The organism is Curtobacterium sp. MCLR17_032, from assembly GCF_003234795.2.
Lineage (GTDB): Bacteria > Actinomycetota > Actinomycetes > Actinomycetales > Microbacteriaceae > Curtobacterium.
The window spans coordinates 3,023,643-3,037,975 of sequence record NZ_CP126268.1 but is presented as its reverse complement, the minus strand read 5'-3'; the positions used below and the strand labels follow the sequence as shown (position 1 = coordinate 3,037,975).

At 71.2% G+C, this 14,333-nt stretch carries 15 protein-coding genes; 7 read left to right on the top strand and 8 right to left on the bottom strand.

Annotated features, from left to right (window positions below; genetic code table 11):
• Positions 1-481: 481 nt before the first annotated feature.
• Positions 482-1,513: an LLM class flavin-dependent oxidoreductase gene (locus tag DEI97_RS14480; RefSeq protein WP_111076162.1), complete on the bottom strand. Its 1,032-nt coding sequence runs from the start codon at positions 1,511-1,513 to the stop codon at positions 482-484.
• A gap of 49 nt (positions 1,514-1,562) precedes the next feature.
• Between DEI97_RS14480 and DEI97_RS14475 the strand changes: the two genes are divergently transcribed.
• Together DEI97_RS14475 and DEI97_RS14470 are read left to right on the top strand one after the other, a co-directional pair.
• A complete protein-coding gene (locus DEI97_RS14475; protein WP_111076163.1) occupies positions 1,563-1,898 on the top strand; it encodes a TraR/DksA family transcriptional regulator in 336 nt (111 codons plus the stop codon).
• A gap of 138 nt (positions 1,899-2,036) precedes the next feature.
• Positions 2,037-2,486: a TIGR02611 family protein gene (locus tag DEI97_RS14470; protein WP_111076164.1), complete on the top strand. Its 450-nt coding sequence runs from the start codon at positions 2,037-2,039 to the stop codon at positions 2,484-2,486.
• A gap of 86 nt (positions 2,487-2,572) precedes the next feature.
• Here the strand turns inward: DEI97_RS14470 and DEI97_RS14465 are convergent, their stop codons facing one another.
• Positions 2,573-3,817, bottom strand: coding sequence for an MFS transporter (locus tag DEI97_RS14465; RefSeq protein ID WP_111076165.1), 1,245 nt, complete (start codon positions 3,815-3,817; stop codon positions 2,573-2,575).
• A gap of 93 nt (positions 3,818-3,910) precedes the next feature.
• On the opposite strand from DEI97_RS14465, the gene DEI97_RS14460 reads away from it, so the two are divergent.
• A complete protein-coding gene (locus tag DEI97_RS14460) occupies positions 3,911-4,294 on the top strand; it encodes an ArsR/SmtB family transcription factor (RefSeq protein ID WP_111076166.1) in 384 nt (127 codons plus the stop codon).
• Positions 4,291-5,844: a DUF7059 domain-containing protein gene (locus DEI97_RS14455; protein ID WP_502866652.1), complete on the top strand. Its 1,554-nt coding sequence runs from the start codon at positions 4,291-4,293 to the stop codon at positions 5,842-5,844. The genes DEI97_RS14460 and DEI97_RS14455 overlap by 4 nt, the downstream gene beginning before the upstream one ends.
• Positions 5,845-5,853: 9 nt before the next feature.
• Here DEI97_RS14455 and DEI97_RS14450 read toward each other — a convergent pair whose 3' ends face one another.
• The 3 genes from DEI97_RS14450 to DEI97_RS14440 form a co-directional block, all read right to left on the bottom strand.
• Positions 5,854-6,708, bottom strand: a complete 855-nt coding sequence (locus DEI97_RS14450; RefSeq protein WP_111076167.1) for an NAD-dependent epimerase/dehydratase family protein — start codon at positions 6,706-6,708, stop codon at positions 5,854-5,856.
• Between the two features lie 126 nt (positions 6,709-6,834).
• Positions 6,835-7,425: a TetR/AcrR family transcriptional regulator gene (locus DEI97_RS14445; RefSeq protein ID WP_111076168.1), complete on the bottom strand. Its 591-nt coding sequence runs from the start codon at positions 7,423-7,425 to the stop codon at positions 6,835-6,837.
• A 550-nt stretch (positions 7,426-7,975) separates the two neighbouring features.
• Complete coding sequence (locus DEI97_RS14440; protein ID WP_111076169.1) at positions 7,976-8,989, bottom strand: LLM class flavin-dependent oxidoreductase; 1,014 nt, start codon at positions 8,987-8,989, stop codon at positions 7,976-7,978.
• A 105-nt stretch (positions 8,990-9,094) separates the two neighbouring features.
• On the opposite strand from DEI97_RS14440, the gene DEI97_RS14435 reads away from it, so the two are divergent.
• Together DEI97_RS14435 and DEI97_RS14430 are read left to right on the top strand one after the other, a co-directional pair.
• Positions 9,095-11,650 (top strand): DEAD/DEAH box helicase, encoded by a 2,556-nt coding sequence (locus tag DEI97_RS14435; RefSeq protein WP_111076170.1) that lies wholly within the window; start codon positions 9,095-9,097, stop codon positions 11,648-11,650.
• A 100-nt stretch (positions 11,651-11,750) separates the two neighbouring features.
• Positions 11,751-12,002 (top strand): DUF6458 family protein, encoded by a 252-nt coding sequence (locus DEI97_RS14430; protein WP_111076171.1) that lies wholly within the window; start codon positions 11,751-11,753, stop codon positions 12,000-12,002.
• A gap of 92 nt (positions 12,003-12,094) precedes the next feature.
• Here the strand turns inward: DEI97_RS14430 and DEI97_RS14425 are convergent, their stop codons facing one another.
• The 3 genes from DEI97_RS14425 to DEI97_RS14415 form a co-directional block, all read right to left on the bottom strand.
• Entirely contained in the window at positions 12,095-12,616 is a 522-nt protein-coding gene (locus DEI97_RS14425; RefSeq protein ID WP_111076172.1) for a ribonuclease H family protein, read from the bottom strand.
• A 77-nt stretch (positions 12,617-12,693) separates the two neighbouring features.
• Entirely contained in the window at positions 12,694-13,308 is a 615-nt protein-coding gene (locus DEI97_RS14420) for a hypothetical protein (protein WP_111076173.1), read from the bottom strand.
• Positions 13,289-13,870, bottom strand: a complete 582-nt coding sequence (locus DEI97_RS14415) for a hypothetical protein (protein WP_146248239.1) — start codon at positions 13,868-13,870, stop codon at positions 13,289-13,291. Before DEI97_RS14415 ends, DEI97_RS14420 begins: the two co-directional genes overlap by 20 nt.
• Positions 13,871-13,981: 111 nt before the next feature.
• Between DEI97_RS14415 and DEI97_RS14410 the strand changes: the two genes are divergently transcribed.
• A complete protein-coding gene (locus DEI97_RS14410; protein WP_111076175.1) occupies positions 13,982-14,311 on the top strand; it encodes a hypothetical protein in 330 nt (109 codons plus the stop codon).
• Positions 14,312-14,333 lie beyond the last annotated feature (22 nt).

Genomic DNA, 14,333 nt, shown 5'->3' with positions numbered 1-14,333 from the left:
AGTGGCTGACAAGAAAGACATTACGAGCTCCGAATAGGGCGCTGCAAGCGCGATTCGTGCGGGTCGAATGCACACTGGGAAATCGGTCCCGGATCGGCTCAACGGCGCGGTTCGTGTGCCGCCGCCGCATAAACTTTTAAGTTTTCGTCCGGCGGGATGGGTCATCCCGGGCGTGTCGCGCTTAGACGCCCCTTGGACTGGCCGTAGCTGCCCCTCTGTGTCGCAGGTAGCGCTTCGGCGCGCGATGACTCGCGCATTCAGCGAGCGGCGCTTAGGCAGGCAGCTACGCGGAAGGGCCGGGACTCGATGAGTCCCGGCCCTTGTCCGTTCCTAGTGCGTTCCTATCCGAGCTCTCGGTCGGAGGCGAGCAGCGTCCGCGGCGAGTGCCGCCGCTTCTGGTCGTGTGTGCCCGCTCCTGCGCCCAGGATCGAATGATCGATGGAGCGCACGGCGAGGCGCGAAGGCTGTCTCAGGTCGACGCTCAGACGCGCGCACCCAACGCGGGCGCGATGTCACGAACGATCGAGGTCAGCATTCTTACACAAAAATCAACACCCAATTGGTTCGGCACGGTCACCAGGACGGTGTCGGCGTCGCGGACCGCCTGGTCGGCGGCGAGTTCCGCGACGAGCTGTTCCGGCTCGCCGATGTACGACCGACCGAACCGGGCGAGACCGCCGTCGAGGTGTCCGACCTGGTCCTGTCCCTCGACCTGCGCGCGGACGCCGAAGTAGTGGCGCGACTCGTCGTCGATGATCGGGATGATGCTGCGGCTCACGCTGACGCGGGGCTCGCGCTCCCAGCCCATCTCGCGCCAGGTACTGCGGAAACGTTCGATCTGCTCCGCCTGCAGCTGGTCGAAGGGCACGCCGGTGTCCTCGGTGAGCAGGGTCGACGACATCAGGTTCATGCCCTGCTCGGCCGTCCACTCGGCGGTGGCCCGCGTGCCGGCACCCCACCAGATGCGCTCGGCCAGGGTGTCGGACTGCGGCGTGATCGCGAGCGAGCCGACCGCACCGGTCATCTGCGGGTTCGCGTTCGCCATCGGCTCGCCGGCGATCGCCCGCCGGAAGACCGCGGTGTGGTCACGCGCCAGGTCGGCGCCGTTCTCGTCGTCGGACTCGGGCACGTAGCCGAACGAGCGGTAGCCGGCGAGGGCGGTCTCGGGTGATCCCCGGCTCACGCCGAGCTGCAGTCGGCCGCCGGAGATGAGGTCGGTGGCCGCGGCCTCCTCCGCCATGTACAGCGGGTTCTCGTAGCGCATGTCGATCACGCCCGTGCCGATCTCGATGCGGCTGGTCCGGGCGGCGATCGCGGACAGCAGCGGGAAGGGCGCGGCCTGCTGCGGTGCGAAGTGGTGCACGCGGAAGTACGCGCCGTCGACACCCACTTCTTCCGCCGCGACGGCGAGGTCGATCGCCTGCACGAGGGACTCGCGCGCGCTGCGCACCCGGGAGCCGGGCACGTCACGCCAGTGCCCGAAGGAGAGGAACCCGATCTTCGTCATGTGCATGCGAACGCATTCGGCTGGGCGGGCATTCCGGCGGACTACGGTCGAGGACATGGACTTCGATCCGCGGACCACCCTGCTGACCGAACGGACCCGTGCGACGAAGCTGCTGGTCGACGTCGAGCGCAGCATGCTGGACGTCAGTGATGCGCGGGACGGCGCGAACACCGACGACGAGCACGACCCGGAGGGCTCGACCCTGGCCTGGGAACGCAGCTCGCTCGGCGCGGTGCGGGACGACGCCCGCCGCCGCGTCGAGCAGGTCGACGCGGCCCTCGGGCGCCTCGACGCCGGGACCTACGGCCGCTGCGCGGTGGGTGGGGAGCCGATCCCGCAGGCGCGCCTGGCCGCGGTCCCGTGGGCGGCGACGTGCGTCGCGCACGCGTGACGGGCCTCCCGGCCGGACGGGAGGCGCGGCAGACCCCTGCACGCACGTCGCGGTGCGCGGTCCCCACCCCGCAGCGTCCCCACCACACACGGACCCGATCCGCCGCGGTTTCCCAGCCGCGCGCCCTAGCGTGCGGACATGCACGGCGACCCGACTGAGCCTCCCCGGAGTGCTGCTCCCGACGCGTCATCCGGTCGGCAGCGCTTCCAGTGGTTCCGTGACCTGCGCACCTGGATCCACGCCCGACCGCACGTGCACCTCTTCTACAAGGTCCTGGTCGGGATCGTCGGCGGCCTCATCGTCGTGATCGGGCTGATCCTCGTGCCGCTGCCCGGTCCGGGCTGGCTCGTCGTCTTCGTCGGTCTGACGGTCCTGGCGAGCGAGTTCCACTTCTTCCACCGCATCATCACCTGGCTGCGGGCGAAGCTGCACCGGTTCTGGGACTGGGCGAAGCACCACGCGCCGTCGAAGCGGATGCGGGCTGCGGCGGACAAGGGCAAGGCGGACGTCGACGCCGCGCACGCCGAGGCGCACCGGAACGTCGGGGTGCAGCGCCCGCGCGGCCAGACCGCGCGGACCGGGCACTGACCGCACGGGCCGGGCACTGACCGCGCGGACCGGGCACTGAGCGGCGCTCGGGGCCGCCCGCAGTCTGCTCCGCCGCTCGCTGCGCGTCAGACCGTGCGGACCGATCCGGTCGCGGTGCGTTCGACCTCGTCGGCTGCGGCCTCTTCCACCTCGGCCGCGTCCTTCGACGTGACCTGCAGGACGAGGGCGACGAGCGCCGCGAGGACGATGAACGCCCCGTAGCCGGCGAGCACCGGCACCAGGCCGAGCGCCGGCTCGAGGAACCCGCCGATGACGCTCGGCACGCCGAAAGCCAGGTAGCTGACCACGTAGATCGTCGACAGCAGTCCGGCACGGTGGGTGGGTGCCGCGGTGGCGAGGAGCATCCGGAGCGGCGCCTGGAAGCCCGCGCCGAACCCGACACCGGCGATCGCGCTGCCGACGACCAGTCCGGGCAGCGACGGCATGACCACGAAGGTGACGGTGACGATCGGTCCGAGGACGAGCGCGACGAGGCCGAGCAGGACCGCCTTGCGGGTGTCGACGCGCTGGATCGCCAGGCCGGTCAGGGCGCCGACGCCGGTGACGACGGCGATCAGGGCGCCGGCGGCGAAGTGGTTGTGGATGCCGAAGACCGCGCCGAGGGCGGAGGGCACGAGCGACAGGAACAGTCCGCCGAGCGCCCAGCTGGACACGAGCGACCCGGCGACGCTGCGGAACAGCCGCCGGGAGGCCCGTGGCACCGACACCGTCGGACGGAGTGACCGCAGCGCCCCGGGTCGAGCGACGACCTGCTCGGGGACGACCACGAGTGCGACGACGAGCAGCACGAGGAGCGTGCCGAACAGCAGGTAGACGAGCTGCTCCGGCGCGGGACCCCACTCGACCAGTGCCCCGCTCGACAGGGCACCGGTGGCGAGGGCGATCGGCGGGATGACGCCGTTGAGGACACCCGCGAGCGCGGGGTGCCGCTCGAGCGAGTTGTCGATGAGCGCCGCTCCGAGGGCGCCGATGAGCAGCCCGACCGAGACGCCCTGCACGATGCGGTCGACGATGAGCGCGCCGAGTCCGTCGGCGACGGCGAACAGCCCGAGCGACACGGCGACGCCGAGGCCGCCGACGACCAGGACGGGCTTCCGGCCGACGTGGTCCGACAGCCGACCCGCGATGAGCAGGCTGAGCAGGAGCCCGGCGACGTAGATCGCGAACACCGCGGTGAGCATCAGCGGCGTGAGGTGCCACTCCGCCGCGTAGACCGGGTAGATCGGTGACGGCACGGCCGACGAGGCGACCGAGACGAGGAGCATCGCCGCGAGGATCCAGAACCCTGCGACGGAACGTGGTGACTGCATGGCCGTCCCTTTCGTAGTACGACTGCATTCGTACCGTACTCGCGCTGTACGACGCAAGTCGTACTAGTCGGTGCGGAGTGGTACCGTCCGTGCATGCCCGAGCGCACCGACGAAGCCGCACCACTCCCGCAGCACACCCCGCTTCCGCAGCCGACGCCGGCCGAGATGGACCTGCCGGTCGTCCTGGACGCCCTGTCCGACCCGATCCGGCTGTCGATCCTGCACCGGTACCTGGTCGACGGTGCCGGCGAGGAGCGCTCCTGCGGCTGGGTCGGCATCGACCGGCCGAAGTCGACGCTGACGCACCACTTCCGGGTGCTCCGCGAAGCCGGGTTGCTCGAGCAGCACCTCGAAGGGCTGACCCGCGTCAGCCGAGTCCGGACCGACGAGGTCCAGCAGCGGTTCCCGGGCCTGCTCGACCTGGTCCTCGACTGGCAGGTGCCCGCCGGCCTGGTCCGCGCCGAGGCCCTGGCGTGAGCGGCGACACCGGCGTGAGCGCAGTCCGGTTGCCCGACGTCGTCGCCGAGCCTGCCGTCACCTCGGCGCTCGCCGCAGACCTGACCACCGCCGGGTACACGGTCGAGGGCGTCGACGCGCTCTGGGGCACCGAGGCCGCCGCTGCCCTGCACCGTGGCGTCCGGGTCGCCGCCCGCCGAGCCCTGGCCGCCCGACCGACGACCCCGCTGTCCACCACCGCCACGCTCTTCGTGCTCGGTCTACCGGTGCCGCGGACCGACGCCGAGGCCGCGTTCCCGACCGCCGGCGTCCCGGCCCTGGTCGCGGCCGGGGTCCTCCGCATCGACGGGGACTCCGTCGCCGCCGCGGTCGACCTCCGCCCCTACGCGTTCGTCGATGACCTGGGTGCCGGCAGCTGGTGGATCGTCTCCGACCTCGGCGAACTCGCCCTCGGCCACGCCATCAGCGAGGAGCACGTCCTGGGCATCGGCGGCGCCACCACCACGCTGAGCGGCCTGCAGCTGCCCGTGCCGGTCCGTCGGGTGCTCGACCTGGGCACCGGGTGCGGCATCCAGGCCATGCACGCCCGACGCTTCGCCGACCAGGTCGTCGCCACCGACATCTCCCGACGGGCGCTCGACATCGCCCGGTTCAACGCGCAGCTGAACGGCATCGACGGCATCGAGTTCCGTCACGGCTCACTGTTCGAGCCGGTCGCGGGGGAGCGGTTCGACCGCATCGTCTCGAACCCGCCGTTCGTCATCACCCCTCGGCGCGAGGGTGTCCCCGCCTACGAGTACCGCGACGGCGGGATGGTCGGCGACGCGCTCGTCGAGACCGTCCTCCGCGGTCTCGCCGAGCACCTGGAGCCCGGCGGCACCGCGCAGCTGCTCGGCAACTGGGAACACCGGTGGGGCGACGACGGCCTGGAGCGCGTCCGCTCCTGGTTCGCCGACACCGACCTGGACGTGTGGGTGGTCGAACGGGAACGCGAGGACCCGCCCGCCTACGCCGAGACGTGGATCCGCGACGGCGGCACGAAGCCGGGCATGCCCGTCTTCGACGACCTGGTCGACGCCTGGCTCGACGACTTCCGCGACCGGCACGTCACCGGGGTCGGCTTCGGCTACGTCGTCGTCCGGTCGGGAGGCACCTCCGCCCTCCGCCGTTTCGAGCGCCTCCCACAGGTGCTCGGCGCCAACCCCGCCGGCCTGGGGGCGACCATCGCCCGCACCCTCGACGCGGTCTCGTGGCTCGCCGGACGGGACGACGACGCGTTCGCCGCCGCGCACCTCCGGGTCGCCGGTGACGTCACCGAGGAACGGCACTACTGGCCGGGCAACGACGACCCCACCGTGATGACGCTCGTGCAGGGCGGCGGGTTCGGCCGACGGGTCGACGCCGACACCGCGCTCGCCGCGTTCGTCGGCGCGGCCGACGGAGAGCTCACCGTCGGGCAGATCGTCGGCGCGATCGCCCAGCTCACCGGCGTCGACGACCGGGCGCTGTCCGCGGACCTGCTGCCGCGCCTCCGCGACCTGGTGCTCGACGGCCTGCTCCTCCCCGCGTAGGGGCGGGGGTCAGGGGCGCCAGGTGTGCTCGGGGGCGTAGCCGAGCAGCTCGCGGGCCTTGTCCGAGGACAGCAGGGAACTCGTGCCGTCGATCTCGGCACGGCGCTCGACGTCCGGCAGGAACCGCTCGACGAGCTCCAGCGTCGGCGTCTCCATCACGGTGTCCGGGCTGGCGATGATGAACGCCTCGAACCCGGTCAGCTCGCTCTCGACCGCCTTGCGCACGGCCTGGGCGCCGTCCCGCGAGTCGATGTACGACCACAGGTTGAAGGTCTTCGCCTCGGGCGACGCGTCCCACGGGAACGCCGGGTAGTCCGTCTCGTCCATCACGTTCGAGAAGCGCAGACCGATCATCTTCAGCTGCGGGTCCCAGCGGGTGAAGTGGCGCGCCATCTCCTCCTCCACCGCCTTGCCGAGCGAGTACGACGACTGCGGCCGGACCGCGAACTCCTCGTCGACGGGCAGGTAGGGCGGGTGGTGCTCGCCCATCGGGATCCCCAGGAGCGTCTCACTGGAGGCCCACACCACGTTCCGGATGCGGGCTGCGCGGGCAGCGTGGAACACGTTGATCGACGCGGTCACGTTGTTCGTGATGAGCGCGACGTCCGGCACCTGGCCCGGCGCGGGCACGGCCGCGAGGTGCACCACCGCGTCGACCGAGTCGTAGCGGTCGTCGACCCCGAGGAACGTGTTGAGCACCTGGCCGTAGTCGGTCAGGTCCGTGCGGACGAACTGCACCCGCTCCGGCTTGTCCGGGGAGGCCACCCGGTCGAGGAGCACGACGTCGTAGCCGTGCTCGTCCAGGTCGCGGACGACCGCCCGTCCGAGCTTGCCGCTGCCACCGGTCACCACTACACGCGTCATCGCGTCACTCCACCTCGTCGTCGAGACCCCGGGTCGGGTCACGCCCATCCTGCCCTGCCGGTGGTGGACGCAACCAGGTACGGGCGGTACCTGCCCGCCGGAGGGTGGGCGAGCCTCCCGACCGGGTCAGGAGCCGACCGAGACCCGGGCCATGGCGAGTCGGGTGACGAGTTCGACGTGCTCCGCCATGTCACGGTTCGGGTCGTAGAGCCACTGGATCTGCAGCCCGTCCGCGACGGCGAGGAGGACGCTCGCGAGTTCCCCCGGGTCGAGGTCGCTCCGGAGGCGCCCGTCCGCCTGCATCGCCTGGAAGTCGGCCGTCATGCGGGCACGACCCGACTCGTAGCGCTCGCGGAAGTACGGGTGTGCCGGGTGTTCCGGGTCGGTCGCCGCCGCCGCCGACAGGTTCACGAACATCTGGACCAGCCCCGGCACCTCGGCGTTGTGGCGGACGACCGACGCCAGGAGCGATGCGAGGTCGGGCGCGTCCCACTGCGCCGCACGGTCCTCCTCGTCACGGCGTCGGAGCACCGCGACCCAGAGGTCGTCCTTCGAGTCGAAGTAGTGCAGCAAGCCGGCCTGGGTGAGGCCGACGGCGGCCGCGATGTCCCGGATGCTCGTCCGCCGGAACCCCTGGGTGGCGACGCGGTCGAGCGCGACGGCGAGGATCTCCTCGCGCTTCGCGATGCCCTTCGCGTACGAACCCCGTCGTGCCATGGCGCGACTGTACCGTCCGGGAGCGGAGTGCCCTCCCGGGCGGCGGCTTCCGGCGTGACCCTCGGACTGGAGCGCCTGACGAGGCTGTACATCCGTCCATTTTCCGCACCGCGTCCGATGACGTCGGTACGCTTGTCGGTGCGCCAGTCGGCTGGTTACCGTCGGCGCACGCATCGAAGAAGGACTGCCGAGTGTGTGTCGCGGCCTCCTGATCCGGCCGATGACGCCCCGGTGGTCCTGATGCGTTCCGATGCGCCCCCGCACCTGGTGCGGGGGCGCATCCTCGTTCCGGGAAGCGCACTGTGGCAGCCGGTACCCGTCTTCCTCCGGGTGTGACAAAGAGGTGCGCAAGTGGAACGATGAGTGCACCATCGCGTCCGGATCAGGGATGCCATGGTCGTCCGGCGGGGGAGCCCACGGGACTCACCGACCCGTGGGCCCCGTCGGATGTTCCCTGGTCGTTCGCGCGGTTGCGTGCTTGCGTGCCCGCTTGCCCGCTTGCCCGCTTGCCCGCTTGCCCGCTTGGCCGCTTGGCCGCTTGCCTGCTTGCTCAGGCGGCGCGGACCGACGGGGCGATCTCCTCGGCGATGATCCGCAGGATCCGCTCGTGGGAGGCGCCGTCCCCGTTGGCGGGCAGGGTCACGACGAGTTCGTCGGTCGCCGCCACTGCCGGGTCGGCACGCAGGGCGTCGACGATGGCGGCCGGCTCGCCCGACAGCACCTTGCTGAAGCGGAACGGCGGGCCCGAGAGCGGTCGGCCCTCGTCGTCCATGCCGGATGCATACCCGGTGAGGAACTCCTCGTGCACGGCACGGTCGTGGTCGTCGAGCAGCGGGACGATGATGCGGCCGACGGCGACCTTCGCCTGCCGGTCCGGGTGCAGCTCGGCGAACCGTTCGCGGTAGGCCCCGATCTGTGCGGCCTGCGCCACCGCGAAGGGCTCGCCGGTGTCCTCGGTGTTCAGGGTCGAGCAGTGCAGCAACAGGCCCTTCTCGGCTGTGCGGACCGCGGTGCCCATGCTGCCGCCACCCCACCAGACGCGGTCGAGCAGACCGGGGCTCCGCGGCTGCAGGGTGAGTTCGGCGCCCGCGGGGATGCTCTCGTAGCCCTTGCCCGCCGAGCCGAGGGCGTCGCCGTGCAGGACCTCGAGCAGTCGTGCGGCGCGGGCTTCGGCCTCGTCGCGGAAGGACCGCTCGGAGCTGCCGAACACCGGGTCGAGGATCGGGCCGTAGCCGGCGATGCCGGTGCTGATGCCGAGCTGCACACGTCCACCGCTGAGCAGGTCGACGGTGCTGGCGTCCTCGGCCAGGCGCACCGGGTCCTCGTAGCGCATGCCGAGCACGGCGGTGCCGAAGCCGATCGTGCTGGTCCGCTGGGCGGCGGCGGCGAAGAACGTCATCGGGCTCGTGAGGAACGGCTCGAAGTGCCGGCCGCGGACCCAGCCCGTGCCGTAGCCCAGGGTCTCCGCGGTCTGGAAGAGCCGGAGTCCGTCCTCCAGGGCGCTCGCGGCACCGTCGGTACCGCCGTGGTTCGGGACGAAGGAGAGGAAGCCGAGTTCGCGCACGAGGCGAGTCTATGCGCCCGTATGGATCTGTGGAAGGTGCGGGGTCTGTCCACTGATGTCGGGCCTCCCGTCCGTCGGCCACGGCCGGGCTGGGAGGATGGGCACATGACCGACGCCACCACTGCTGCCCCGCTCGTCGCCGCGATGCCGGCGGCCCCCGGCGGTGTCGTCGACCCCGACGCCGTCTACCAGGCCTTCGCCGACTGGGCAGAGTCCGGCGGACGGCCGCTGTACCCGGCGCAGGACGAAGCCCTCATCGAGCTGGTGTCCGGCGCCAACGTCGTCCTGAGCACCCCGACCGGCACCGGCAAGTCGCTCGTCGCGGCCGGCGCCCACTTCGCCGCCCTCGCGGAGGGCAAGCGGAGCTACTACACCGCGCCGATCAAGGCCCTGGTCTCCGAGAAGTTCTTCCAGCTCGTCGACCTGTTCGGCGCCCAGAACGTCGGCATGGTCACGGGCGACTCGGCCGTCAACGCCGACGCCCCGATCGTCTGCTGCACCGCCGAGATCCTCGCGAACCTGGCGCTGCGCCAGGGACCCGACGCCGACGTCGACGTCGTGGTGATGGACGAGTTCCACTTCTACGGCGACGCCGACCGTGGCTGGGCCTGGCAGGTGCCGCTGCTCGTGCTCGAACGGGCGCAGTTCCTGCTCATGTCCGCCACCCTCGGCGACGTCACGACCATCGCGGACGACCTCTCCCGCCGGACCGGACGCCCAACCGCACGGGTCACCGGCGTCTCCCGGCCCGTGCCGCTCGAGTACGAGTACGTGATGACCCCGGTGCAGGAGACCGTCGAGCGCCTGCTGGAGGAGGGCAAGGCGCCCGTCTACATCGTGCACTTCGCCCAGGCCGCCGCCCTCGAACGCGCCCAGGCGCTCATGTCGGCCAAGGTCGCCTCCCGCGAACGCCGAGACCAGATCGCCGAGGCCATCGCCGGCTTCCGCTTCAGCGCCGGGTTCGGGCAGACCCTGTCACGCCTGATCCGCGCGGGCATCGGCGTCCACCACGCCGGCATGCTGCCGAAGTACCGACGCCTGGTCGAACAGCTCGCCCAGCGCGGCCTGCTGCCCGTCATCTGCGGCACCGACACCCTGGGCGTCGGCATCAACGTGCCGATCCGCGCCGTGCTGTTCACCGGCCTGACGAAGTTCGACGGCACCAAGATGCGCCAGCTCTCGGCCCGTGAGTTCCACCAGATCGCCGGCCGTGCCGGACGGGCCGGGTACGACACCGAGGGCGACGTCGTCGCCGAAGCGCCCGAGCACGACATCGAGAACGCCCGTGCCGTCGCCAAGGCCGGGGACGACCCGAAGAAGAAGAACAAGATCAAGCGGAAGAAGGCACCCGAGGGCTTCGTGTCCTGGGGGCAGGCGTCCTTCGAGCGGCTGATCGGCGCCGAGCCCGAGCCGATGGCGTCCCGGATGCGGGTCACCCACGCGATGGTGCTGTCCGTCGTCGCCCGTGGTGGGGACGCCTTCGAGGACGTCCGCTCGCTCGTCTACGACAACCACGAACCCCGCGCCCGACAGCTCGCGATGGCCCGTCGAGCCCTGACCATCGCCCGGACCCTCATCAACGCCCGGGTGATCGAGAAGGTCGACGGCACCTACCGGCTCACCGTCGACCTGCAGGCGAACTTCGCGCTCAACCAGCCGCTGTCGCCGTTCGCGCTCGCCGCCTTCGAGCTGCTCGACCCCGAGTCGCCGACCTTCGCCCTCGACATGGTGTCCATCGTCGAGGCCACCCTCGACGACCCGCGGGCGATCCTGTCGCAGCAGCAGTTCAAGGAACGTGGCGAGGCGGTCGCCCGGATGAAGCAGGAGGGCATCGAGTACGACGAGCGGATGGAGCTCCTCGAAGCGGTCACCTGGCCGAAGCCGCTCGACGAACTGCTCACCGCCGCGTACGAGAGCTACGCCGACGAACAGCCCTGGGTGCTCGACTTCTCGCTGTCCCCGAAGTCCGTCGTCCGCGACATGTACGAACGGGCGATGACCTTCGGCGACTATGTGCGCTTCTACCAGCTCACCCGCTCCGAAGGGCTGGTCCTGCGGTACCTCTCGGACGCCTACCGCACCATGCGACAGACCATCGCGGACGAGCACCGCACCCAGGAACTCGACGACATCATCGAGTGGCTCGGGGAACTCGTGCGCCAGGTCGACTCCTCGCTCGTCGACGAGTGGGAAGCACTGATGAACGGGGACATCGCGCTCGCCGAGGCCGAACACGAGGACATCGCGCCGCCGCAGCCCGCCCGACTCACCGGCAACGTCCGCGCCTTCCGCGTCCTGGTCCGCAACGCGCTGTTCCAGCGCGTGCTGCTGGCCGCGCGGGACGACATCGAGGGCCTCGGCGAACTCGACGCCACCGCCGGCTTCGACCAGCACGCCTGGGACGCCGTGCTCGAGGAGTACTACGACGAGCACGACACGATCGGCATCGACGCCGAGGCCCGGTCGATGCAGTACCTCGTGCTCTCCGAGCAGGGGCGGACCTGGCGTGCGCGACAGATCTTCGCCGACCCGGCGGGTGACAAGGACTTCGGGTTCTCGGCGACCATCGACCTCGACGCTTCGGACGACGCGGGGGAGGCGGTGGTCCGTGTCACCGAGATCGGCCGTTTCGACGGGTGGGCCGAGGTCGACGTCGACTGAGACGAGGGGGCCGGTCGCCGCGGAACGCACGCGGTGTGTGGCCGGAACACGTGGGCAGCCGACCGGGTACGGTCAGCCGCAGCCCACGGAAGGAACCCCCATGCGAATCGGCTCCAGCATCGCCTTGATCGTGATCGGCGCCATCGTCGCGTTCGCGGTCGACTACCAGGTCGCCGGCATCGACCTGCGCCTCATCGGCTACATCCTGATGGCCGCCGGCGTCGTCCTGCTCATCATCAGCCTGGCGGTCGGGTTCGGCGGACGCCGGACCACCACCACGACGCGCTCCGGCGTCGACCCGGCCTCGGGCGAACAGATCACCCAGCAGGATCGCCGCGACGGCACCTACTGAGTCCAGAGCGACAGACAGCGAGGGCGGGACCGATCGGTCCCGCCCTCGCTGTCTGTCATTCGGCGTCTGGCGTCTGTCGTCTGCCGTGCGGTCTAGAAGAGCGTCGCGGGCGGGGCGACCTCGGGGATCGCCGCCGGCTCCGGGACGTCGACGCCCGGCCAGCCCGGGCCCGTCGGCACCTCGGTGCGGTTCTGGTACGCCGTCGCCGCACCACGGGCACGGACGTCGGCGGCCTCGTTCATCTCGTGGCCCATGTGCCCGCGGACCCACTCGAACGTCACCTTGCGGCCCTGCAGCTCGGCGTCGAGCTCCTGGATGATCTCGACGTTGAGGACCGGCTTGCCGTCGGCCTTCCGCCACCCCTTGCGCTTCCACCCGGCGAGCCACTCGGTGCAGGCCTTGATGGCGTACTGGCTGTCGCACAGGATGTGCAGCGGCTCGCCCGAGTCCTTCGTGGCCTTGAGGAGCTGCAGGACAGCGGTCAGCTCGCCCTGGTTGTTGGTGCCGCGGGGCCAGCCGCCGGCAGCCCAGCGGTCGTCGTCCACGTACCAGGCCCAGCCGGCAGGGCCGGGGTTGCCGAGGGCTGAGCCGTCAGCGGCTGCGACGATCGTCACGGTGGGACCTCCTGGTGGTGGCGAGTGCCCGACGAGCGTAACGGACCTGCGGGGTGCGGCGTGCCTCCCGGCCGTGGTCAGCGCCCGGACGTCCGGCGGAGTGCGGCGACCAGCCCGTCGCCGTCGATGACGTCGTACATCGCGAAGTTCTCCCGCATGCCGGGCATGCCGTCGAGCCCCGTGTTGGCGTACTGCTGTGCCGACGCGCTTCCGCCCAGGAAGAGCGTGTCGAGGTCGCTGACGTCGTCCCACTGCACGGTGACGTGCTCGGCCGTCCGGTCCACGTACCAGTCGGTGCGGCGAGCATCGGTCTCGCGTGTCCTCCGTCCGTTCGTGACGAGCGCCCGCTCCGTCGTCACGGCGTAGACGTCCGTGCGCTTGCGGTGGCGCTTCACGAGGAACCGACCAGCAGAGAGGTGCAGGGCGACCAGGACGAGGGCGGACAGCAGCACCAGGACTCCCGGGTGCGCCTGCGATCGTGCCGCTCCCACGAGGAAGGTCGTCACCACGACCAGGAAGAAGGCGTTGAACGGGATCAGCCACCGGTCGGCGTCGACGAACATCCGCTGCGGGTCGCTTTCGCCGATCCAGAGGAGCTGTTCGCTCGGGCGGAGGTGCTGCTCGACGAGGGCCCGCTGCTCGGGTGTGGCCGAGTCGGTGGGGCAGGAGGCGTCAGCGTCGGGCTGCGTCATCGAGCGCCTGGACCAGGGCCGCGCCGTCGGCGACGTCGTAGAACGCCATCGGACGTGGACCGAAGAACCCGTCCAGGCCGGTGTTGGCGTAGATGTGCTGGAGGTTGGGTCCGCCGAACCCGCCGCCGCCGAAGACTCCACGTCCGGAGCTGTCGCCCCACTCGACCGTGCAGTGGGTCCGCCCGCGGGTCCAGGTGATGTTCCGGTCGGTCCGGGTGACGTCGGTCTCGCGGCTGCTGCGTCCGTTCGTGATGAACGCCCGCCGGTCGGTCACGGCGAAGGCCTCCGTGCGCTTGCGGTGGCGCTTCACGAGGAACCGGCCGACGATCAGGTGCAGTCCGACCAGGACGAAGACGCTGCCGAAGAGGGCGAAGAACCACGGCGCTCCGGTGGTCAGGACACCGACCTCCCAGAAGATCGCAAAGCCGCCCCACAGGATGCTGAAGGGCACGAGGAAGCCGTCCCGTCCGGAGAACAACCGTCCGGGGTCGCTCTGCCCCGCCCACAGCAGGCGCTCCCCGGGTCGGAGCTGCTCGGTGGCCAGGGCGCGAGGATCCATCACGCTTCGACGGTACCGGTGTGACCGGGGTCCGGTTGTGCCCCGATCGGCCCGGCGGCCTGGGAGTCCGGGGCGCGCTGCCGCCTAGCGTTCGGGGAAACGGGAGGAACCACCATGAGCAACGACATCGCAGGCCCCGAGCACTCCGACGACCGGGACCGCTCCGACGCCCTGGCCTCGGCAGCGCACAGCGACGACGTCGACGGGGTGAGCGGCAGCGAGCAGCGGGCCGCCGACACGTCGTACAGCCCCTCGAGCGAGCGGGAGATGGACGCGTCGCAGACGGAGCAGCGCGACGACGACGACCTGCGCGCGGACGGCATCGACCCCTCCCGCATCGTCGCGGCACCGGGGACCGGTGGCGCGGACGACGCCGGTGACGTCGAGCCCGAGCCGGGCGACCTGCACCTGCCGTGGCAGTCCGAGGAGGACCGCCAGGGCTGAGCGCCGGGCCGCCCGAGCGGCG

Bases quoted from the DNA above. Each gene is read 5' to 3' on its own strand.
- DEI97_RS14445 (WP_111076168.1), bottom strand. From the start codon at position 7,425: ATGGCACGACGGGGTTCGTACGCGAAGGGCATCGCGAAGCGCGAGGAG.
- DEI97_RS14475 (WP_111076163.1), top strand. From the start codon at position 1,563: ATGGACTTCGATCCGCGGACCACCCTGCTGACCGAACGGACCCGTGCG.
- DEI97_RS14460 (WP_111076166.1), top strand. From the start codon at position 3,911: ATGCCCGAGCGCACCGACGAAGCCGCACCACTCCCGCAGCACACCCCG.
- DEI97_RS14410 (WP_111076175.1), top strand. From the start codon at position 13,982: ATGAGCAACGACATCGCAGGCCCCGAGCACTCCGACGACCGGGACCGC.
- DEI97_RS14435 (WP_111076170.1), top strand. From the start codon at position 9,095: ATGACCGACGCCACCACTGCTGCCCCGCTCGTCGCCGCGATGCCGGCG.
- DEI97_RS14470 (WP_111076164.1), top strand. From the start codon at position 2,037: ATGCACGGCGACCCGACTGAGCCTCCCCGGAGTGCTGCTCCCGACGCG.
- DEI97_RS14480 (WP_111076162.1), bottom strand. From the start codon at position 1,513: ATGCACATGACGAAGATCGGGTTCCTCTCCTTCGGGCACTGGCGTGAC.
- DEI97_RS14420 (WP_111076173.1), bottom strand. From the start codon at position 13,308: ATGACGCAGCCCGACGCTGACGCCTCCTGCCCCACCGACTCGGCCACA.
- DEI97_RS14465 (WP_111076165.1), bottom strand. From the start codon at position 3,817: ATGCAGTCACCACGTTCCGTCGCAGGGTTCTGGATCCTCGCGGCGATG.
- DEI97_RS14430 (WP_111076171.1), top strand. From the start codon at position 11,751: ATGCGAATCGGCTCCAGCATCGCCTTGATCGTGATCGGCGCCATCGTC.
- DEI97_RS14450 (WP_111076167.1), bottom strand. From the start codon at position 6,708: ATGACGCGTGTAGTGGTGACCGGTGGCAGCGGCAAGCTCGGACGGGCG.